General features: G+C 52.8%; 16 protein-coding genes. 13 read left to right on the plus strand and 3 right to left on the minus strand.

The window, feature by feature from the left end:
- Window positions 1-41 precede the first annotated feature (41 nt).
- The 9 genes from bcsR (at window position 42) to GN242_RS00530 (ending at window position 11122) form a co-directional block, all read left to right on the plus strand.
- Window positions 42-248 (plus strand): BcsR/BcsP family cellulose biosynthesis protein, encoded by a 207-nt coding sequence (gene bcsR, locus GN242_RS00490; RefSeq protein WP_154753349.1) that lies wholly within the window; start codon window positions 42-44, stop codon window positions 246-248.
- Between the two features lie 141 nt (window positions 249-389).
- Window positions 390-1904, plus strand: a complete 1515-nt coding sequence (locus GN242_RS00495; protein WP_154753350.1) for an EAL domain-containing protein — start codon at window positions 390-392, stop codon at window positions 1902-1904.
- A 415-nt stretch (window positions 1905-2319) separates the two neighbouring features.
- On the plus strand, window positions 2320-3051 hold the full coding sequence (locus GN242_RS00500; RefSeq protein ID WP_154753351.1) for a fimbrial protein: 732 nt from the start codon (window positions 2320-2322) through the stop codon (window positions 3049-3051).
- A 41-nt stretch (window positions 3052-3092) separates the two neighbouring features.
- Window positions 3093-3599, plus strand: coding sequence for a CS1 type fimbrial major subunit (locus GN242_RS00505; protein WP_154753352.1), 507 nt, complete (start codon window positions 3093-3095; stop codon window positions 3597-3599).
- Window positions 3600-3646: 47 nt separating this feature from the next.
- Window positions 3647-6343 (plus strand): TcfC E-set like domain-containing protein, encoded by a 2697-nt coding sequence (locus tag GN242_RS00510; RefSeq protein WP_154753353.1) that lies wholly within the window; start codon window positions 3647-3649, stop codon window positions 6341-6343.
- Between the two features lie 222 nt (window positions 6344-6565).
- Complete coding sequence (locus tag GN242_RS00515; RefSeq protein ID WP_156286724.1) at window positions 6566-7672, plus strand: CblD like pilus biogenesis initiator family protein; 1107 nt, start codon at window positions 6566-6568, stop codon at window positions 7670-7672.
- Between the two features lie 114 nt (window positions 7673-7786).
- Window positions 7787-7963 (plus strand): hypothetical protein, encoded by a 177-nt coding sequence (locus tag GN242_RS00520; RefSeq protein ID WP_195918371.1) that lies wholly within the window; start codon window positions 7787-7789, stop codon window positions 7961-7963.
- Window positions 7964-8111: 148 nt separating this feature from the next.
- Window positions 8112-9386: a dicarboxylate/amino acid:cation symporter gene (locus GN242_RS00525; RefSeq protein WP_154753356.1), complete on the plus strand. Its 1275-nt coding sequence runs from the start codon at window positions 8112-8114 to the stop codon at window positions 9384-9386.
- Window positions 9387-9646: 260 nt separating this feature from the next.
- On the plus strand, window positions 9647-11122 hold the full coding sequence (locus GN242_RS00530) for a M16 family metallopeptidase (protein ID WP_154753357.1): 1476 nt from the start codon (window positions 9647-9649) through the stop codon (window positions 11120-11122).
- A gap of 79 nt (window positions 11123-11201) precedes the next feature.
- Here the strand turns inward: GN242_RS00530 and GN242_RS00535 are convergent, their stop codons facing one another.
- A complete protein-coding gene (locus GN242_RS00535) occupies window positions 11202-12077 on the minus strand; it encodes an alpha/beta hydrolase (protein ID WP_156286726.1) in 876 nt (291 codons plus the stop codon).
- A gap of 509 nt (window positions 12078-12586) precedes the next feature.
- On the opposite strand from GN242_RS00535, the gene GN242_RS00540 reads away from it, so the two are divergent.
- Window positions 12587-13825 (plus strand): alginate lyase family protein, encoded by a 1239-nt coding sequence (locus tag GN242_RS00540; protein WP_231617177.1) that lies wholly within the window; start codon window positions 12587-12589, stop codon window positions 13823-13825.
- Here the strand turns inward: GN242_RS00540 and kdgK are convergent.
- Window positions 13791-14729, minus strand: coding sequence for a 2-dehydro-3-deoxygluconokinase (gene kdgK / locus GN242_RS00545; RefSeq protein WP_156286728.1), 939 nt, complete (start codon window positions 14727-14729; stop codon window positions 13791-13793). The genes GN242_RS00540 and kdgK overlap by 35 nt on opposite strands.
- A 286-nt stretch (window positions 14730-15015) precedes the next feature.
- Here kdgK and pdeH point away from each other — a divergent pair, with 286 nt between their 5' ends.
- On the plus strand, window positions 15016-15789 hold the full coding sequence (pdeH, locus tag GN242_RS00550; protein WP_156286729.1) for a cyclic-guanylate-specific phosphodiesterase: 774 nt from the start codon (window positions 15016-15018) through the stop codon (window positions 15787-15789).
- Between the two features lie 62 nt (window positions 15790-15851).
- Complete coding sequence (locus GN242_RS00555; protein ID WP_156286730.1) at window positions 15852-17912, plus strand: AsmA family protein; 2061 nt, start codon at window positions 15852-15854, stop codon at window positions 17910-17912.
- A gap of 75 nt (window positions 17913-17987) precedes the next feature.
- Here the strand turns inward: GN242_RS00555 and GN242_RS00560 are convergent, their stop codons facing one another.
- Entirely contained in the window at window positions 17988-19316 is a 1329-nt protein-coding gene (locus tag GN242_RS00560) for an MFS transporter (protein ID WP_154753363.1), read from the minus strand.
- Window positions 19317-20117: 801 nt separating this feature from the next.
- Between GN242_RS00560 and mgtA the strand changes: the two genes are divergently transcribed.
- Window positions 20118-22793 (plus strand): magnesium-translocating P-type ATPase, encoded by a 2676-nt coding sequence (gene mgtA / locus GN242_RS00565; protein WP_255476758.1) that lies wholly within the window; start codon window positions 20118-20120, stop codon window positions 22791-22793.
- The last annotated feature ends 115 nt before the right edge of the window (window positions 22794-22908 follow it).

A 22908-nucleotide genomic window follows, 5' to 3' on the forward strand; every position in this document is an offset into this window, starting at 1 on the left:
ATATATTAATCAACAGGAAAGTTCGTGCCTGATGGCCGGAAATGACAAGTGACAGCCCGCGCCTTTTTTTACAGTCCGGGCGAGAATCATCCGATGACATTCGGGCATTGAGTGAGGCTTTTTCGTGGACGACACTTCGTTATACCGGTCTTGCGCGCCAGGAAAGGCAGGCTGCTGTTACTGCCCGATGGCAGGGCGATTTAGCGATACTACCGCAGCCGCTGGTGCCCTGCGCCAGTTTTAACTAAGCGCCGGTACCTGACGAAAACACCAGGAAAACGCTTAAACGAACGATTGCGCAGCGTGATTGCTTAAAAAACGGCAGCCATAGGATATACTCGGGACTGTTTTTTTCCTCCTGTATGTAATCAGGGCTTCGGAGAGCAGGCTTGCGCGTCAGTCGTTCATTAACGATTAAGCAAATGGCAACCGTTTCCAGCGTGGCGGTGGTGACCATTTGTATTTTTATCGTCATACAGCTTTTTCATTTTGTGCAGCAGCGCAGGATAGACTACGCCCAGCAGATGGAAAATGTGGCGCATACCGTGCGCCAGCCGCTGTCACAGGCGGTACTGAAAGCCGATATTCCACAGGCCGAATTTATTCTTAACTCGCTGCGTCCGGCGGGGATTCTGGCGCGCGCAGAAGTGGTGCTGCCTAACGGATTACAGGCGCTGCATACTGATTTTGAACCGGAAAAACCGGTTCCGCGCTTTATCATGCAGCTGTTCGAGCTGCCGGTGGAGATCACCGTTCCGCTCTATTCCGTGCAGCCGGCGAATCCTAAACCGCTGGCTTATCTGGTGCTACAGGCCGACTCCTGGCGCGTGTATCAGTTTATCCTTAGCGCCGTTTCTACCATGGTCACTGCTTATCTGCTGCTGGCGCTGATCCTCTCTGTCTCCATCAGCTGGTGTATTAACCGTCTGATGGTGCGACCGCTGCGTAATATCAGCCGCGAGCTGCAGGATCTGAGTCTGCAACAGGCGATGGGTCACCAGCTGCCGCTGCCGCGCTACCATCGTGATGATGAGATCGGCATGCTGATCCGCCACTACAATCGTAATCAGCAGATGATCGCCTCTTCTTATGATGAGATTAGCCATACCAGCAGTGTGCCTCCCCTGAGCAGTCAGCGGCGACTTGATCTGGAATATGACATTCTTCAGAGCCTGGAGCAGCAGCAGTTTGCGCTCTGGTTGCAGCCGCAAATCGATATGAACACAGGTCAGCTGGTTGGCGCAGAAGCGTTGTTACGCCAGCGTCAGGCCGATGGCTCCTGGAGCCTGCCGGAAGAGCTGATTACCCGTGCGGAGGAGAACGGGGTGATTACCGCCCTTGGCCGCTGGGTGTTTGAGGCCTCATGCCGCATTCTGGCAGAGTGGCAGCAGCAGGGAATCGGGCTGCCGCTGAGTGTGAATCTGTCGGCCATCCAGCTGCATGAAGCCAGCATGGTGAGCTTTTTGCAGGAGCTGATACAACGCTATCGTATTCTTCCCGGCAGCCTGATGCTGGAGATCACCGAAACTGCGCAAATTGGTGAGCCTGAGCAGGCGCTGCAACTGTTACAGGAACTGAAAAAAATCGGCGTGTCCATTGCGCTGGACGACTTCGGAATGGGCTATGCCAATCTGAACTGGTTGAATCAGTTTAAAGCGTTGCCGATCAGTAAATTAAAAATCGATCGCAGCTTTGTGGCGGCGCTGCCAAATGATGACACTATGGTGCGCATCGTCGCGTTTATCGCCGACATTATGACGCTCGACGTGGTAGCCGAAGGTGTGGAAACCGAAGAGCAGCGTGACTGGCTGCTGGTGCGCGGCGTTCATATTGGCCAGGGTTATCTCTATTCTGAAGCGTTGCCGCTGGCACAATTTACCCAGCGTTACCTGCCCCAATCCTGAAGTTCCGCCCCCTTCAAACGTAGTATCGGTAGCACCGAAGAATACTTTTCGGTGCTGCCATTAGAATGCGCTAAGCTGCGCTGTATATGTGCTTACACGAATTGACGATATAGCCATTAGAGTTATCCTGGTGCGCAACCCGCTGCTATAGGTAGACCTTATTTTATATTATCACCTTAGTGAATCGTTACTATTTTAAACTCAACGCTAAAAAAGCAAGCTCTTCAGGTATTGCGCAGTATTTTATTTTATTTTTTACCTTGGTTGAGATTATTTGTTCTTAATTTCGTTCTGTCTTACATTGTTGATGATACTTAATTGAATTAAGCTAGCCTTCTTCAACCTGCAAAATTAATTAATCCTAAAATAATATCTAATTCGCTCTGAAGTGAGGGTGACATGCTATGGGTGAAAAATGAAGAGAGTTTACTTTTTTTTAGTATGTTTTATGACATTCCCATTTATTAGTATTGAGGCCAATTCTGCAATGTTTATTTATCCAATGGAAGTTGCTATTGGTAAAAATGGGGCATCGCAAATAAAAATAATTTCTCAAGATGACAGCATCCAGTTTATTAAAGTCAGTCTTAAAAAGGTGGTTGAACCAGGCACGAAACAAGAGCATGAGCTCCCCGTTGAGGCTGATGATTCCACAGCACTTATTCTGACTCCACAAAAAATTGCGCTTTCGGCAGGGAGTGAAAGGATCGTCAGGCTTGTTTCAGTTATCCCACCGAAGAAGGAATCGACGTGGCGTGCATACTTTGAAAGTGTTAATGAGGATAATTTTCTTTCATCAGCTTCTGAAGGCGAAGAAAAAAACATTGCCAGTATCGGTGTGAATATTATCTGGGGCGCGCTGATACATGTTGCACCTGAAGTTGTGATTCCCAGCCTGAAAATTAACGCAGACGATGGACAAGTTATAAATGATGGTACCGTACGTATTCCTGTAAAGGAATGGGGTGAATGCGGCCTTGATGGTCAGTGTCAGTGGAAGAAAAAGATAGTGACGATCTATCCGGATACAGGAATCTATCTTCCTGGTATGAAATTTTCCGCCGATAAAAAATACCGGGTTAAGTATATAAACTGGCTTACCAAAAAAATGGAAGAACTCCCTCTGTCTGTTATGCAGGCTAATTAACCTTTTCCCGATCAAGGGAATATTATGAAAAGGAATATCCAATGAAAAGTCATTTTAAGCTCATTGCAGTTGCCGGGATGCTGGTCACGGCTTTTGGTACCAGCGCTGTGCAAAGAGATATCACCGTAACCGCAGATATTGACCCAACGGTTGACATAACACTGGCTGACGGCTCGTCACTTCCGTCCTCTATTGCGATGCAATACCTGCCGGGTAAAGGGCTGGCAGCTCATAAAGAAAACATCAAATTTTGGTCGAATACGGAGGACAGGGCGCTGAACGTCAGTCTGGCCAATGCGCCCTCCCTGACTGATGCCAATGGCAGCAATGCCATTCCACTAAGCGTGTCTGTTAACGGCAAAAAACTGTCCACTACCGCTACCAGTCTGGCGTACGCAACCACGTTCCCGAGCGGTATCGCTAACGGCTCCTCAACCATGCCGCTGGTGATCGCCCAGGCCACGCCTGGTAACGTATCCAGCGCCGGTACCTACACGGGCATTGTCAGTTTGATTGTGACACAGGCCACGGCGCCAGTTGGTAATTGAAGATAATGACGGGGCGAGAGCCCCGCCATTATCACGGGAGAGCATGGATGAAATTCAGAGTTAACTCTTTGGCCATTTTTATTTGTGCCTATCTGGGAACTTCCACTATCAGTGCCTCACTTCGCGTCCCTAAAGGTTTTGAAGAGCTTGCTCGTGGTCAGACAATCCTTACCGATATTTCTCTCTATGGACACTCGCTAGGGGTTTTCCAGAGCCATGTGGATCTGGAAATCGTCCAGTTTTTGCAGCCTGAAGCTATAGCTGCTGCCATCAATAAAGTGTATCCGGAGACGTCAGCTCTCAGCGGACTGTTGCGAAATGAACTTGGAAGACGTTTTCATCGTAACGGGAATCTTTCATGCAGTACCAGTGGTGATGCGCCAGGTTGTGATTTCCTGAAAACAGAAACAATAGACATTATTTACGATGAAAATAACGCCCGGATCAATCTGTTTATAGGTAGTCACTATCTTCCTAAAAAAAAACAAGAAAATATTTACTATGAAGCCAGTGCAGAGAGCCAGAATGCGCTGATTCACCAGCAAAATATTAATTTTGTTGCCGACAAAAATTATCAGTCAGCCTCCGTTCAGGGTAATGGATCGCTGGGGGTTACGGACAGTGGTTATCTTAATGTTGACTGGAACTGGCAGGGACAGCGTTCACATGCCGCCAGCATACAGAAGGCCGAGGTCAACAGCGCATACTTCCGGAATGACTTGAGAAAACGCATGTATATTAAGCTCGGGATGATGGATGCCCGTGATCTTTTCAGCTACACCGGAGGGAATATTAATCTGAGCCAGTTACCGTTGGGGAAAATACGTGGTGTTCGAGCGGGCTCCACTCTTGCCTGGGTTAACATGAACAAGCTTTCCCGCGGTACACCGGTCAGTGTTTTTTTATCCAGAGATGCCAGAGTAGACGTCTATCGAGATAGCCAACTTCTCGCTTCGTTTTATCTTAAAGCGGGTACGCAGGAGCTTGATTCCCGTTCATTTCCAACGGGAAGTTACGCGCTGACCCTGCGGGTATATGAAGATAACCAGCTGGTAAGAACGGAAACAATGCCTTATACCGGATTGGGGGAAGTTTCCAACACTTCGCAATGGTTTGTTCAGGCAGGCTCTCCGGATACGGAAGACTCTTCAAATAAAGATAATGACAGATATGTTATCCATGCTGGAGCCAAATGGCCGGTAGGTGATAGCGCCACACTGACTGCCGGAATGGCATTATTTAGCTCGGCCCGTTACTGGGAAGGTGCTATTGACTGGTCACACGGGTTCAATTCAGGATGGATTGATGGTCTGCTGACCTCCAGGGCCAGTTATCTCCATGGTAGTGAAGGTTCAAGGGGAAATATTCAGCAGGTTAACTATAACGATGGTTTTTCGCTGAGCTTTTATCGCAGCGAAATGACTGCGGTGGACTGCAATAGTCAGAATGCTCACCGCTACAGTTTTAGCGGATGTTATAAAAGCACAAATATGATGCTTTCAATGCCATTTAATAAATGGTACGGCACGCTGGGCTATGCGTTGAACAGTAATCAGGGGCGATACGTCTATCGCAGGGATCTGACTGATGATGACTCCCGTAATCAGGCCGGAGTGCCATGGGAAAAAGTTTACCGTACACGTTCAAGGAGCAGGACCTGGCAGACCGGTGTAACCCGTACTTTTTATGTAAGCGGCATCAATATTAACTCCAGCGTGAATGCTTTCATGCGGGATGAAAGCGTATCCACCGGAAAGGATAAAGGTATCTTTGTCACCCTCTCTTTTTCCAGTAGTCGCAATACGGCGGGGGGAAACCGGCAGGCATTCTCAGGGGGAACCAGCTGGCAGAACAGCAAATATGGAAATAATCAGCTGGGATACAACGCCGCCTACAGCCAGTACGCTGACAACAGCGATGAAAATGAATCAGGTATCTCATTTAATGGTGTAAATACCGACACAGTCATGTCTTCAGTTTACGGCCGAATGGGAGGGCAATACGGAGCGGGTTCACTGACTATTAGTGATGCGTGGGATCGTAAGGAAAGTGAACACCTGCTCAGCGGCAGTGGCAATTACAGCTCCTCCCTGATAGTGGATCGGCAGGGGGGCATCTTTGGTCGCTGGGGTGACGGTACGCCCTCTTCAGCAATAACCGTTGGCGTTGAACAGGGCGATGAGTCTGGTCAATCACGCGTTAGTGTGTCTGTGGACAGCGGTGGTGGAAGTGAAGTGCGGGGGAGCAGCAGGGGGCTATTTATGGTTCCCGGCTACAGGGAAACCGCTTTTGATGTGACTGAGTCAGTGGTTTCACCAGCAGGTATCAGCAGTGAGATCCGTAAAGGGACGGGACAACGAAAAGTCTTTATGACGCCGGGTAAGGTATTTAACAGAAAGGTTGAGGTTTTTACCCGTTATACCTGGCTGGGCAGGCTGTTAGATGAACGCAGCAGGCCGCTTGAAGGTGCTATTCCGTTGAATGTGATGTCATGGACTCCACTAGGTAAGGGAAGCTTCACTCTGGAAACGACACAGGAGATCAAGACGCTGTACGTCATGAAGAACAACATCTTCTGGCAATGTGGAATGGAAGTTAATGCGATCAGGGATGTTATCCGCTACGTAGGGGAAACCTCATGCAAAAGTACAGAGCTCGCAAAACTTCCCGATGCTGAGCAAAAACAGGCTGAGCTGATGACTGCCGGATCGGGAAGTAAAGCTCTGCCGACAGTGAAGCAATAAAGAGAAATGTTAAGCTTCCAGGATGATCGGGATAATGTTTGGTGAGGCAGAAAAGGTATGGCTCCACAAGGGAAGTGAATGATCTAAGGAGCTTTCCGCGCTCACCGCAGTCACTTGTCGGAGTAAGTTCCTGAGGATTCGCTGCGTTGTCGCCTGCCTGCACCTTTAGGGGATACATGTGAAATTTTTTAGGGTAAAGAACCAGGAAGCTGAATTATTAACATGAAAATTAAATTGTGCATATATTTAATAATATTATTAAGCCATAATTGTATGGCTAAGATTTTACAGCCTGAAAATAATACTCACACTGTCGTTTATGGCTATGATATTTCCTCATTACCTCCTGTAGATAGAGTGGAATTATATACTCATCGTGTTGCTGGCTATGATACTAGTGATGGTGAAAAATGGGGGAGGAATACCTTACAGTGTTTCTCTACTCAATCATCTGATTATGGAAGGTGCCCAACCTCACCACAGCCTGGTCATGAAGATCCTTTAAATATAACGCTTAAATTTAATAATAGTTTAAACAACGCCTCTAAAACTATCACCTTGGTTGCAACGAAAAACCCCAGCACGGGCGGGAATAATATAATTACCAGCCCATTAAATTCATCGTGGTATGGTGCGTATGGTGTCAGGTTTACAGCTTGGATACCAATGGCTGAGGTACGAAAACTCGGGATAGGGAGTTGGAATGGGCAGCTAAAAATGGGGGTTTATCAAAATGACCGTAATAACACCACGACTAATGTGAAGAAAGTTGCCGACTGGAATACTTTTATAAAAATAAATATTAAAGATAGCGGTAAAGTTAAAATATTTTTTCCTGAATTCAGAACAACATCTCCCGTTGTTAATTTGAATTTAAATTCCCGGCCAGGAGAAAAATCAGAGTTGGGTGGAACGACAAGGTTAGATATGTGCCTTTATGATGGAAATAACTCTGCAAGTAATCGTATCCGCTTAAAGTTTTCAGATCAGGGTTACCTGCCTGCGGACAGGTCTCCTGGCATGTTTTCATTATACAGGGCTAACGCCGATAAAAACTTAATAACGAACAGAATTGACTATCAGTTAAGGATATCCGACCCTACCATGGGAGAGTTTCGGGATGTCAAAAATGGAATTGATATGATATTTACAGGAACAAATTCTCGTAAATTTCAGAAGTTAGTTGTCATTCCGGGTATCCCCGGTGCGTCGTTATGTGTTCCGGCCCCCCTGGTTTTTATCACCCCAAAAATCAAATTGTCTGATAAAAAAGCAGGGCGTTACAGAGGCGTTGTGACAATAATTTATACACCTACTACAGAAAGTTAGTTATTAAGCTTACTGCAGGAGTATTAAGTGAGATCTGTGGAATCTCTATTCAATGCTGAGCCCATCAGGTAAAAACCATATATTTATCTGAGGAGCAGGCGTTGCCCGGTAGCCGTGCTCGCTGTGGTAACTGAATGCGTTGAAAGTGAAGAGCAGCGTGACTGGCTGCTGGTGCGCGGCGTCCATATTGGCCAGGGCTATCTCTATTCTGAAGCGCTGCCGCTGGCACAATTTGCCCAGCGTTACCTGCCTCAATCCTGGATTTCACTCTCCTTCCCTTACTTTCTTTAGTTATACAACTTCCGGCTGAAGTGATTCAGCTCATAAAAACAGGTTATGGATGCCCTTGAGCCGGGTGAGGTCGTACCATTCTTGTTAATGGGGTGTTAGTTTCCTGCTGTCGTTTGATGATAATAACAGCAATTAACGGATGCCTTTTATGAAAATCTCCCTGTTCAAAAGTCTTTATTTCCAGGTGCTGACAGCCATCGCCGTTGGTGTTCTGCTCGGACATTTTTACCCGGAACTGGGCGCGCAGATGAAGCCGCTGGGTGATGCCTTCGTCAAACTGATCAAAATGATTATTGCCCCGGTAATTTTCTGCACCGTGGTGACCGGTATTGCCGGTATGGAGAGCATGAAAGCGGTGGGGCGCACCGGTGCCGTGGCGCTGCTCTATTTTGAAGTCGTCAGTACCATTGCCCTGATTATTGGTCTGGTGGTGGTTAACGTATTACAGCCCGGCGTGGGAATGAACGTTGACCCGGCCACGCTCGATGCTAAAGCGGTGGCAATGTATGCCCAGCAGGCGGAGCAGCAGGGTGTGGTGGCGTTTCTGCTGGATGTTATTCCCGCCAGCGTGGTGGGGGCTTTCGCCAGCGGCAATATCTTACAGGTGCTGCTGTTCGCCGTTCTGTTCGGCTTTGCGCTGCATCGTCTGGGTGATAAAGGCACGCTGGTGTTTAACTTTATCGACAGCTTCTCAAAAGTGATTTTTGGCATCATCAATATGATCATGCGCCTGGCACCCATTGGTGCCTTCGGTGCGATGGCCTTTACCATCGGTAAATACGGCGTTGGTTCTCTGGTTCAGCTCGGCCAGTTGATTATCTGCTTCTATATTACCTGTCTGCTGTTTGTGATCGTGGTGCTCGGACTGATTGCCCGCGTGGTCGGTTTCAATATCTTCAAATTTATCGCCTATATCAAAGAGGAGCTGTTGATTGTGCTCGGTACCTCCTCTTCGGAGTCGGCGCTGCCGCGTATGCTCGATAAAATGGAGAAGCTGGGCTGCAAAAAGTCGGTGGTTGGTCTGGTGATCCCGACGGGTTACTCCTTTAACCTCGATGGCACCTCAATCTATCTGACGATGGCGGCGGTATTTATCGCCCAGGCCACCAACAGCCATATGGATATCTGGCATCAGATTACGCTGCTGGTGGTGCTGCTGCTCTCCTCGAAAGGGGCGGCCGGGGTAACGGGCAGTGGTTTTATTGTGCTGGCGGCGACACTCTCAGCGGTGGGGCATCTGCCGGTGGCAGGCCTGGCGCTGATTCTTGGTATCGACCGCTTTATGTCCGAAGCGCGTGCGCTGACCAATCTGGTCGGTAACGGCGTGGCAACCGTGGTGGTGGCTAAATGGGTAGGCGAGCTGGATGAGCAGCAGCTAAAAGAGACGTTAAATGCGGATAAAAAACGTCAAAAGATAGCCTGAAACGTCGACAGCACGGTTTTATTAACAAAAAAATCAAGCCAAATGCCCGTCGTGACTTGCCCTCACGGCGGGCATTTGCATAATAACCCCATACTTTTTTAAGATTTTTCATTCCGCTGTGTGACATCCTCGTCGATGCGTGGTCTAAAAGCTGTTCCTTTAAATAACAGCGGCTTTCCAAAGTTATCTGTAACCGTGACAGAATCAGGCCTTAGACCGCCAGTGATAATTATTTGGTTTGTGATTGAGTAGGGGTTCACATGCAGGGCACCAGAATTCGTCTTTTGATGGGTGGAATATTACTGGCAACGGCCAGTATGACTGTACAGGCTGAAACACTCCAACCCGATCCTGCCTGGCAGCAGGGAAAACTGGAGAATGGTTTTAGCTGGCAGTTGCTTACCACCCCTCAGCGGCCAAGCGACCGCATTGAGATTCGCCTGTTGGTTAACACTGGATCGCTGGTAGAAAGCGCCCAGCAGGCAGGCTACAGTCATCTGATACCGCGCCTGGCGCTGGTACATAATGCTGCGCTGGATCCGGCGCAACAGCGTTCACTGTGGCAGCAAAGTATTGATCCGCAACACCCCCAGCCTCCCGCCGTTACCTCGTATGATTTTACAATGTATAACCTGAGCCTGCCCAATAACCGCCCGGAGATGCTGAAAGAAGCGCTCACCTGGCTGGCAGCGACTGCAGGTAAAATGACGATTAACGATCAGGTGGTCAACACCGCCCTCAATGCTGATGATCCGATTGCCACCTGGCCGGGCAATCCGCAGGATGTGTGGTGGCGTTACCGTCTGAAAGGTTCCACAATGCTGGCCCATGATCCGTCCGCAGCGGTAAAAACCCCGGTGGATATGGCGCAGCTCTACGCTTTCTATAAACAGTGGTACACGCCTGATGCGATGACGCTGTTTGTGGTGGGTAACGTCGACAGCCGCAGCCTGGCTGAACAGATCAATAAACAGTTCTCCCCGCTGGAAGGTAAGCGCGATCAGCCCTCCGCCATGCCAACACTCTCTCCGTTACCGCAGCAGCCGGTAAACCTTGTGAACAATGCCATCAGTCAGGATCGCCTGTCGCTGGTGTGGGATACGCCATGGCAGCCGATTCGTGAGTCGCAAAATCTGCTGCGTTACTGGCAGAGCGATCTGGCGCGTGAAGCGCTGTTCTGGCATGTGCAGAAAGTCCTGAGCGATAACAAAACCCAGGGTATGCAGGTCGGTTTTGACTGCCGGGTGCTGTATCAGCGCGCCCAGTGTGCGATCAATATGGACGCAGACAACGCGGCGCTGAACAACAATCTGGAGCTGATAGCAAAAGAGCTGGTCAGCGTGCGTGATAAGGGGCTGACCCGGCAAGAGTTTGACACGCTGATGGCGCAAAAGAACAACGAGTTGACCAAGCTTTTCGCCACCTATGCGCGTACCGATACCGATGTGCTGATGAGCCAGCGCCTGCGCTCGCAACAGAATGCCGTGGTGGATATTGCGCCGGAGCAGTATCAAAAGCTGCGTCAGGCTTTCCTGGCAGACTTAACCCTGGAACAGCTTAATCAGGAACTGCGCCAGCAGTTAACCCAGGATATCACCATGGTATTGATGCAGCCGCAGGGCGAACCCGAAACCAAAGTGAAGATGCTGCTGGAAAACTGGCAGAAAATTATGACACCGGTAGCGGCAGCCCCGACGGACTCAGCCCCAACGGATGGCAGCGCACCGGCTCAGTAATTGCCGGGTATTTCCTGCTGCTGGCTTGATGTCGCAGGGTCGGGTATATGCCCGACCCTGCAATAATCAGGCGCAGGCATCACCATTTACGTGCGCGCAGCCATTCGTTGACCAGCATCGGCCAGCTGGCCAGCGGTAAGTCGGCCACATTGCGAATACCGAAACCATGGCCGCCTTTTTCATAGAAGTGCAGTTCGCACGGCACCTGGTGTTCACGCAGGGCGCTGAACATCACCATGCTGTTATTCACCGGCACCGACTGGTCATCAACGGCGTGGATCAGCAGCGTTTGTGGTGTTTTCTCACTGACGCGGCTCTCCATTGAGTAGGCATCAATTTCTCCCCGGGTGGGATGTTCACCCAGCAGCTGCAGGCGTGAACCGGTGTGAGCCAATCCGTCACGCATGCTGATAACCGGATAGATCAGCACCAGCGCATCAGGGCGGGGGGAGAGCGCATCAGCAGCATCCTGTACCGGATACAGTTTTTCACCAAAACGCGTCCCGAGGCTGGCGGCCACGTGGCCCCCGGCAGAAAACCCCATCATCACAATACGCTCGCCGTTGCGGCCGCGCAGCGCACGTTCGCGCAGCACCCTGACGGCCCGTTGTGCATCGGCCAGCGGCGCATCTGCACCTTCATGGTGGCCGTCGGCAGGCAGGCGATAGGTCATCACTGCCAGCGTATAGCCCATCGAGGTAAAGAACATCGCCAGCGCGCTGCCCTCTTTATCGATCATAATGCGCTGATAGCCACCGCCGGGAGCCACCAGCAGCGTGACGCCGTTCGACTGCTCCGGATACCATATCGCCAGCTCCGGGCAGCGCACGCCGCTGGCTGCACGGTCGAAAGGTTCGAAGGGTTTGGCCAGATCAACAATCTGCGGCTGCGCCCGTGAGTCGCTGGCACCCGGCGCATCGCCGTGCGGCCAGAGGTTAAAAATTTCTGCGTTCATGGGCGCTCCTGGCAGTGAGATTAAATAATATTATAGAAGCCCGGGAAAAAGGGCGGGTGGTTTCCATCACAGCGTACTGAATATATAGCCTGATTAAATCCGCTTGCAGTAATACGGCTAACGTATTTGCAGAACGGATGATGGCGCAATTAACTGTGACGTTTTATTCTCGCGCCGTCTACGATTTAGATTCAGCTTTAATCAGTTTCGGAATATGCTCAAATTTTTCCGCCTTAAGCGCCCGGACAGCGGCAAACCTGCGCCAGCGAGGCTTTACATTAGTTATTTTTAAATATTAACTTAAACACAAACTATTTAATTAAACGCTGTTTTTACTTGGGAATAATTCTTCACAGGTGAAATGTAACCAACGGTAATAATTTTACTGAAGATAATTGATTAATTAACCCCGCCTCTTTTTTTCGCAGCGGCTATGCTTTCTGACGGAATCTGAACGGAGAGTGAAGATGAAATGCCGCCTGCGTCATACGCTTATTTTCTGCCTCGGAATGCTCGGAAGCCTGCCGTTGTTTGCCCGGGAGTATGCGTTTCTCAGCCAGAGTGAACTGGCGCTGAATAAAACGCGTCTGCAACAGCAGCAGGCACCACAACTGACCGTAACGGCCTGGCAGCAGTTACAGCATGAGGCCGATCGGGCGCTGAAAGCGCCGTTGCTTAGTGTCACGGATAAAACGCTGACGCCTCCCGGCGGTTCAAAGCACGATTATCTCAGCCTGAGCGCCTACTGGTGGCCGGATGAGCACGCGGCAGATGGTCTGCCCTGGGTGCGGCATGATGGTAAGGTCAACCCGGCCAGCAAGAATGAGGCAAGCGATGGCCTGCGGCTGGCAGCATTTACCGCCCGGGTGCAGGCCCTGACGCTGGCCTGGTATTTTTCCGCTGACGATCGTTACTCCGACCGGGCGATCGCGCTGATCCGCCACTGGTTTATCGATCCCGATACGCGGATGAACCCCAATCTTACCTATGCTCAAAGCGTGCCTGGCAAAGCAGAAAACGGGCGGCGATCCGGCGTACTGGACGGGCGTTATTTTGCCACGCGTATTGTGGACTCTTTGCTGATGCTGCGCACCGCGCCGGGCTGGCATCAGCAGGATGAGCAGCAGATGCAGCGATGGATGAGTGACTATCTGCACTGGCTACAGACCAGCCCTGAGGGAAAAGGTGAAGCGCAGTCGGAGAATAACCACGGCAGCTGGTACAACGTGCAGGTGGCGGGAATTGCCTGGTATCTGCGTCGGCCGGAGGTGATACCGCCAATGCTCGAGCAGGCGAAAAGCCGTATGAACCGCCAGTTTGCCGCCGATGGCAGTCAGCCGCTGGAGCTGGCGCGCACCCGATCGTTTCACTACAGCTGGTTTAATTTGCAGGCGTTGACCGCGCTGGCGACGGTGGCACAGAACAGCGGAGCCGGGGATCTGTGGCATTACCGTACCCCGCAGCAGGCCAGCTTGCTGACGGCGCTGGACTTTATGGCACCGTACAGCAGCGGAAAAAACTGGCCGTATCGCAGCCTCGACCATACTGGCGTGCGGCTGATCCCGCTGCTGTCGCTGGCGGATAACCAGCTGCACCGCGATGGCTATCAGACAGCTATCCGTCAGGCTGACTGGACGCTGCCTGAAAACGGCCCAGGGCGCGGGGCTAAACAGGAGGCGCTGCGCGATACCTGGCTACTGGCGGTGCCGCGCTTTAGCGTGGGGCAGGCATCAGTTCACGGGGAATAATCGCCCCGCGATGCTGGATCACCGTGCTGGCGGTCAGGTGGCCGCGCTGCGCCGCCTCGGTTGCACTGCCGCCGGTCAGGCGCACGGCCAGATAGCCCGCGCTGAAAGAGTCACCTGCGGCCGTAGTATCAACAACCGCTGACGGCGGCAGGCGTACGGCGGGGATCTCCAGCAGCGGCTGGTCACCGTTCGCCACCAGACAGGCATCAGCACCGCGTTTAATGACAATTTCACTGACGCCAGCCTGCTGCGTACGTGCAACAACGTCTGTCACCGGAGCCTCGCCCCACAGCAGGGTTTCATCGTCCAGCGTCAGGAAAGCAATATCGGTACAGGCGAGCATCGCCTGATATGCGGCGCGGGCCTCTTCACGGCTCGACCACAGGCGCGGGCGATAGTTATTATCAAAAATAATTTTACCGCCGTTGCTGCGGCAGGCGGCCAGCAGGGTGTAAAGGGTTTCCCGGCTCTGCGGGCTGAGGATCGCCAGGCTGATACCGCTCAGGTAGAGATAGTCGTAATCAGCCAGCTGCTGGCAGATCGCTTCTGCACGCTCGCCCTCCAGCCAGTACCGTGCGGCGGCGTCATTACGCCAGTAGTAAAAGGTGCGTTCGCCCCTGGCATCCGTTTCAATCACATACAGCCCCGGCAGCTTGTTCTCCATCTGCTGGATCAGGTCAGTATGCAGGCCTTCGTTTTGCCAGGCAGTAATCATCTCGCGGCTGAAACTGTCGTTGCCCAGCGCAGTAACATAATCTACCCGCAGCGCCTGTTCCGGCACCTGGCGTGCCACGTATACCGCCGTATTCAGCGTATCGCCACCAAATCCCCGGCTCATGGCGTTGCCCTGCTGGGAGAGTTCAATCATACATTCGCCGATTACGGCCAGCTTCTGTTGCGTCATGGTCATTCGCTCAATAAAAAATATGCCCTCAGTCTCACCCCGCGCGCGCTTACAGTCAATGATTTAAAACGACGTTTTAATTTTATTGTGATATGAGTTCAACCTTGTTCAACTGTTGATAAAACGGCCTAAAAGGTGCCTTTTATGGCGATTGAAATAGCGTAAAGTTGGTAACCTTGGCAGGGTTATCGTGGCTCCATTGCGGATAAAGTTCTCAGGGACGATGCCGATACTTGCAACACGGGATGCTATATGAAGGCGATCTCACATATAAAGGATCACAATAATGGTGCTGAATAGCCTCAGTCACCGGTTACCGAACGCAATTGCTGAACAAGAGCAGCTTAAAGAACCTGCTTACTGGCAGCAGTGTCAGCGTTCCTATAACTTTCAGCCGATTTACCGGGTCAACGGTAGCCTGATGGCAATTGAGTTGCTCACAGCGGTGTACCACCCATCCGCGCCGAGCCAGAGAGTATCGCCGGAGCTTTATTTTGCAACGCTTGAGATCCCTCAACGCCTGCATATTGTGGCCGAGCAGCTGACGCTGCTGGCTAAATGGGAAAGAAAATTTAGCCGTACCCACATAGTTGCTTCGGTCAATATTGACGGGCCAACGCTGTTGGCTATCCAGCATAACAGTACCGTTCGTCAGCTTATTGCACGCTGCCCCTGGGTGCGCTTTGAGCTGGTTGAGCACCATGTATTGCCGCAGGAAGTGATCGTCGCGCAGATGCCAGAACTGGGGCCACTCTGGCTGGACGATTTCGGTTCCGGTATGGCGAACTTCTCCGCCCTGACCGAACTCAAATACGACTACATCAAACTGGCCCGTGAACTGTTTATTCTGCTGCGTGAAAGCGAAGAGGGACGCAACCTGTTCGGGATGCTGCTGGCGCTGATCAATCGCTACTGCAAAGGGGTGATTGTTGAAGGTGTTGAAACCCCGGAAGAGTGGGAGCAGGTGCGTAACTCCCCGGCCTATGCCGCTCAGGGCTATTTCTTTGCCAGACCAATGCCGTTTGAAGAGCTGGAGACCCTGCCGCTGAACCTCGTATAATGCCATCTGCTGCCATCTCGACTATCTTTACCTGAAACGGATAGCCATCAGGGAGACGACGAATGTCGCGTACGGGGAAGGTCATTAGCTGGATTGTCGGGATTTTTGTGCTGCTGGTGGTGGTGATTGTGGTCGCGATCGCCACCTTCGACTGGAATCGCCTGAAACCCACCATCAACCAAAAAGTTTCTGCCGAGATTAATCGCCCGTTTGCCATACGTGGCGATCTCGGTGTGGCGTGGGAACGCAACCGCAGCGAGCCTGGCTGGCGTCGCTGGGTGCCATGGCCGCATGTTCATGCCCAGGACATTATGCTGGGTAATCCCCCTGAAATTCCTGATGTTACGATGCTGCATCTGGCGCGCGTCGACGCCACCCTTTCACCGCTGGCGCTGCTGGGTAAGCAGGTCTATCTGCCGTGGATCAAGCTGCAACAGCCGGTCGCAAAGCTGGTGCAAACCGCCGGTCGCAAAAATAACTGGACGTTTAACCTCGCGGGCAGCGATGAGAAACAGGGGGATCAGCCACCGTCAGCGTGGTCTTTCCGCCTGGATAACGTGGTGTTTGACCAGGGCAATATCAGCTACCGCGATGCTATCAACAAAGCTGACGTGCAGGTCACCGTCGATCCGCTGGGCAAGCCGGTGCCTTATGCACAGCTGGCAGGCGGGGAAGAGGGGCAGAAAGGGGCGGCTGATTTTGTCTTTGGCTGGCGCGCCAGCGGCACCTATAACAATGAACCGCTGAAGGGCGAAGGTAAAATTGGCGGCATGCTCTCTTTGCGCAGCCAGAATACCCCATTCCCGGTGCAGGCGGATGTGCGCAGCGGCAGCACCCGCGTGCGGTTAGCGGGCACGGTGCAGGATCCGATGAATCCTGGCGGCGTGGATATTCGCCTGCGCTTCTCCGGCGATACGCTCTCCAGCCTCTACGGGCTGACCGGAGTACTGCTGCCGGATACGCCGCCGTATGAAACTGACGGCCATCTGACGGCGAGCTTCCGGCAGAAGGAGGGGGCGGTCTTCCACTATAAAAATTTCAACGGACATATCGGCGACAGTGATATTCACGGCGCACTGACTTACAGCCAGGGCCAGCCCCGGCCAAAACTGGAAGGTACGCTGGAGTCGCGTCAGCTGCGAATGGCCGATCTCGGCCCGCTCATCGGGGTGAATTCCGGTAAAGGCAGTGAGAAAACCGATCCGGCGAAGGCACGGCGCGGTGAGGCTGCCACTCAGCCCGCCGATCGGGTGCTGCCGCATGATAAGTTCGATACCAAAAGCTGGGATGTGATGGATGCCGATGTGACCTTTAAAGGCCGGCGCATTGAACACAGCAGCTCACTGCCAATCAGCGATCTCTCCACTCATCTGATACTGAAAAAGGGCGATTTGCGCCTCGATCCGCTGCGCTTCGGCATGGCTGGTGGCAGTCTGAATGCCAGCGTCCGTCTGGAAGGGGATAAAACGCCGATGCAGGGGCGTGTGGATCTTCATGCGCGCAATCTCAAGCTACGCCAGCTGTTCCCGGACGTGCAGGCGATGCAGAGTGCGCTTGGCCAGATTAACGGTGATGCGACACTCAGCGGACGCGGTAATTCTGTGGCGGATCTGCTGGCAACCAGTAATGGCGATCTGAAGCTGCTGATGAATGATGGTCTGATCAGCCGCAGCCTGATGGAAATTGTCGGCCTCAACGTGGGTAACTACGTGGTGGGTAAGCTGTTTGGCGATGATGAAGTGAAAATCAACTGCGCCGCCGCCAATCTCCAGGTGAATAACGGCCTCGCCTCTTCGCGGCTGTTTGTCTTTGATACCGAGAACGCGATTATCAATATTAGCGGCACCGCGAATTTTGCTAACGAACGTCTCGATCTGTCAATTAACCCGGACAGTAAAGGTATCAGGATTATCACTCTGCGCTCGCCGCTGTACGTGCGCGGCACCTTTAAAAACCCGGATGCCGGAGTTAAACCGGGGCCGCTGATTGCCCGTGGTGCGGCGGCGGTGGCGCTGGGGACGGTAGTGGGGCCGGCGGCGGCACTGCTGGCGCTCATCTCACCGAGTGATAACGATGATAATCAGTGCACCCGCGTGTTGCAGCAGATGAAAAGCGGAAAGTAACGTCGTGAGGGCCGGGCGGTACATGCCCTCCTGCATCCGCTGCAGGGGGCGTGCCCGACCCGGCGTCTGGCACTATCAGTCAAACAACGATTCGTGGCGGGTTTCTTTACACAGGATCAGCGCAATCAGCGTCAGGCAGGCCATTGATGCAAGGTAAACGCCGACGTAGAACAGCCCGTAAGTGTGCGCTAACCAGGTGGCGATATAAGGTGCCACGGAGGCCCCTAAAATCGACGACAGGTTATAGGAGAAGGACGCGCCGGTATAACGTACTTCGGTCGGGAACAGTTCCGGCAGCAGTGCACCCATCGGGCCGAAGGTCAGGCCCATAACGCTCAGGCCGCACACCAGGAAGGCCATAATCAGCACCGGATTACCGGAGCCGAGCATCGACGGGAATACCATCGCAAAGCCGATAATCATCAGGGTGATAACGATCATCGTCTTGCGGCGACCAAAGCGGTCAGCCAGCAGCCCGGCAATCGGCACCATCACGCCAAAACCAATCACCGCTACCATCAGCATCCACAGGAAGGTATTGCGCGGAATACCCAGTCCGTTCGGCGCAGGTGTGGTGCCGTAAGTCATTGAGTAGACGGTCATAATATAGAAGAGCGTGTAGGTCGCCAGCATAATGAACGTGCCAATAATGGTGGTACCCAGATGCTTACTTAACAGGGTGCCAATCGGCACTTTTACCTGTTTTTTCTCTTTTTGCACTTTGGCGAAAACCGGCGACTCATGCAGGGACACACGCACATAGAGGCCAATCAGCACCAGCACCGCAGAGAGGATAAACGGCACGCGCCAGCCCCAGCTCATAAACTGATCGTCTGTCAGCAGCCAGGAGAGCAGCAGGAAGGTGCCGTTAGCAAAGAAGAAGCCAATCGGCGCACCAAGCTGCGGGAACGAGCCATACAGGGCGCGTTTTTTCGCCGGGGCGTTTTCCGTCGCCAGCAGTGCCGCACCGCCCCATTCGCCGCCAAGACCCAGGCCCTGACCAAAGCGCGCCAGCGCCAGCAGCAGCGGAGCGAAGACGCCAATGGTGTCATAACCCGGTAGCAGGCCGATCGCCACGGTGGAAATTCCCATGGTCAGCAGCGAGGCCACCAGCGTCACTTTACGTCCGGCGCGGTCGCCGAAGTGACCAAAGACCGCAGAGCCAATCGGGCGCGCGATAAAGGCAATGGCGAAGGTAGCCAGCGACTGTAGCGTGGCAACGGTAGGATCGCCCTGCGGGAAGAAAATATGCGGGAAAACAATCACCGCCGCAGTAGCGTAAATATAGAAATCGAAGAATTCGATAGCGGTTCCGACCAGCGAAGCAATCACCACTTTACCGCGTGAGTTTACGGGCGTGGCGTCGGGATCGGTGTCGATGGATGGCGCGATGGAAGCTTGCATAAATGTTTCTTATTTGAATGTGAATGTAAACGATGTAACAAATAATCTTACGCACAGCCCTGGCCGCATTCAATGGTGAAAAAGCGCCGAAACTGCCGGTTTTATCGCCTAAAAGAGGATAATTTTCATTCCAGGATAAATGTGGGTGGATGGCAGGGCGAAACTGAGGATTTATGGCGTGAATCACTACAAAACAGCCAAATTAAAGTTAGCTGTCAGCAATAAATGCTGTCTAATGGCTAAATAATAACCAGTAATCGAGATTTTCAACTGCTTTACCGCTGATTGTTACGGTATCGCGCCTTATAAAATCTTAGCGTCGTTGATAAAAGGTTTAGGAAGGAAACTATCAGTGCGGTTTACAAAACCACCCTGCGGGCATAGAATTTCGCCACTTTCTTCTCAGGAGCACACAATTGGACAGTCACCCTGTAACTGACGCGTTATAAAGGCAGACCCACTCCCGTTGTGAGCCTGCCGAACACCGGCGGGCTATGTTTCACCTCCTTATCCGAGCTGTTTCATCCCCCCCTTTACCTTGCACCTCTTCCTGCGCTGACGTCTGAACTGCGTGTGGCGGACTGTGCATAAAATAATCTTCTTAGCATTAAGGACTATCCCATGACTGAACCTCCGTCCCGAGAGAGGTTGCGGTACGATCACAGGAGGAAAATCCGGAGATAACTCCTGCCTGCTGTCATCCTGCCCGCCTGCCTCCCTCACGCTGAAAAACTGAATAAAACCTCGTTTGCAGGCGTGCTATGCCTGCGCGTGAAACACCTTTGTTCAAGGAGTGGCATGATGAAAATGCACCAGAGCAACCTTAAAATGGCCCGCGATCTGGCGATCGCCAGCGCAGCCACCCAGAGCCAGGATCACACCCTCGCACGCCTTAATACCCAGCGTCAGGGGTTAACCCGTGAAGATGCTGCCGCCAGGCTACAGCAATATGGCGCCAATCAGGTTGCCAGCGATAATGCTCCGGCAGCGCTGATTCAGCTGTTCCAGGCGTTTAATAATCCCTTTATCTGGATTCTGATGGTGCTGGCCGCTATCAGCGTACTGACCGACTACGTGCTGCCGCTGCGCCGGGGGGAAGAGACCGATCTTACCGGTGCCACCATTATGCTGGTGATGATTAGTCTCAGCGGCCTGCTGCGTTTCTGGCAGGAGTACCGCACCAATAAAGCCACGGAAGCGCTGAAATCGCTGGTGAGCACCACCGCAACGGTGCTGCGTCGGACCCATGCTGACAGCGAGGCCGTGAAAATCGAAGTCCCTCTTCAGGAGGTGGTGCCTGGCGATATTGTGCTGCTGTCGGCGGGGGATATGGTTCCGGCTGATGTGCGGCTGCTGAGTTCCCGCGATCTGTTTGTCAGCCAGGCGGCGCTAAGTGGTGAAGCACTCCCCATTGAAAAATATGACAGCCAGAGCCACCCCCACGGCACTCACCCGTTGCCGGATGAACAGGCGTTGCTGAGTCAGCCCGGTATCTGCCTGATGGGCACTAATGTTGCCAGCGGCAGCGCGACGGCGGTAGTGGTGGCTACCGGCAGCCAGACATGGTTTGGCACGCTGGCAAAATCACTGGTAGGTGAGCGCCCACAAACCTCCTTTGACCGTGGCGTCAACAGCGTCAGCTGGCTGCTTATCCGCTTTATGCTGGTGATGGTGCCGGTAGTATTGCTGATTAACGGCTATACCAAAGGCGACTGGAGCGATGCGCTGCTGTTTGCGCTGGCGGTGGCCGTTGGCCTGACGCCGGAGATGCTGCCGATGATTGTCAGCTCCAATCTGGCGAAAGGCGCGATCGCCATGTCGAAACGCAAAGTGGTGGTTAAGCGTCTGAATGCTATCCAGAATCTTGGAGCAATGGATGTACTGTGCAGTGATAAAACCGGCACCCTGACTCAGGACAAAATCATCCTGGCCGGACACATTAACCTGCGCGGCAACAGCGATGAGCAGGTGTTGCAGCTGGCCTGGCTAAACAGTCGTCATCAGACAGGGGTGAAAAACCTGATGGATCGGGCGGTGCTGGGGTTCAGCCAGGGTAACGCGGCGGTCAGCGGGCTGTGGCGCTTCCGTAAAATCGATGAACTGCCGTTTGATTTCGAACGCCGCCGTCTGTCGGTGCTGGTAGCGGATGAAGGCCAGCAAACCCTCATCTGCAAAGGAGCGGTAGAGGAGATGCTGGCGGTATCGGCCTTCTGGCTGGATAAAGGAGAGGCACGCCCGCTGGACGATGCTGCCCGCAGCCGGTTACGCCAGCTGGCCGAAGGCTATAACCAGCAGGGATTTCGCGTGCTGGTGGTGGCAAAGCGTTATATCAGTGAGCATTCACTTACTTCACCGCTCTGCGTTGCCGATGAACGTGAACTGGTCATTACTGGCCTGCTGACGTTCCTCGACCCGCCGAAAGAGAGTGCCGCCGCCGCAATAGCTGCGCTGCATGAACAGGGCGTGACGGTCAAAGTGCTGACGGGTGATAACGCGGTGATCACCAGTAAAATCTGTCGCGATGTTGGGCTGGAGCCGGGAGAGCCGCTGTGCGGCAGTGAAATGGCGAATCTGAGTGACGCAGAACTCGCGCGTCTGGCAGAGCAGAGAACGTTATTTTGCCGCCTCAGCCCGCAGCAGAAAACCCGCGTATTGCAGGCGCTGCAAAGCAACGGCCACACCGTCGGTTTCCTTGGCGACGGGATTAACGATGCTCCGGCGCTGCGGGCGGCAGATGTCGGGATCTCCGTCGACAGTGCCACCGATATTGCTAAAGAGTCGGCGGATATTATTCTGCTGGAGAAAAGCCTGCTGGTGCTGGAACAGGGGGTGCTGAAAGGCCGTGAGACCTTCGGCAATATCATCAAGTATCTGAATATGACCGCCAGCTCCAACTTCGGTAACGTGTTTTCGGTACTGGTCGCCAGCGCGTTTATTCCGTTTCTGCCGATGATGGCGATTCATCTGCTGTTGCAGAACCTGATGTATGACCTGTCACAGCTGGCGCTGCCGTGGGACAAAATGGACAAGGAATTCCTGCGTAAACCGCGGCAGTGGGATGCAAAGAATATCGGCCGCTTTATGCTGTGGATGGGGCCAACGTCGTCGATTTTCGATATCACCACTTTCTGGCTGATGTGGCATGTATTTGCTGCGAACAGCGTCGAAACCCAGGCGTTGTTCCAGTCCGGCTGGTTTGTTGAGGGGCTGCTGTCACAGACGCTGGTGGTACATATGCTGCGCACCCAGAAAATCCCGTTTATTCAGAGCCGCGCCGCACTACCGGTGATGCTGATGACCGGGCTGGTGATGGCGCTGGGTATTCTGATTCCGTTCTCACCGCTCGGGCATGCCGTCGGTCTGGTGCCGCTGCCGTGGAATTACTTCCCGTGGCTGCTGGCAATCCTGCTGAGTTACTGCCTGGTCACCCAGGGAATGAAACGCCTCTATATACGCCGTTTCGGCCAGTGGTTCTGAGGGGATATCGGATGAAAAAAGATAATACAGTGACCGCTATCATCCTGTTTTTCGTCGGGCTGCTGATTTTTTGCAGCAGCGTGGCGATGATCTTCAGCGCTTAATCTTTCAGGGG

The sequence above is a fragment of the Erwinia sorbitola genome (genome assembly GCF_009738185.1).
In the GTDB taxonomy this organism is placed as follows: domain Bacteria; phylum Pseudomonadota; class Gammaproteobacteria; order Enterobacterales; family Enterobacteriaceae; genus Erwinia; species Erwinia sorbitola.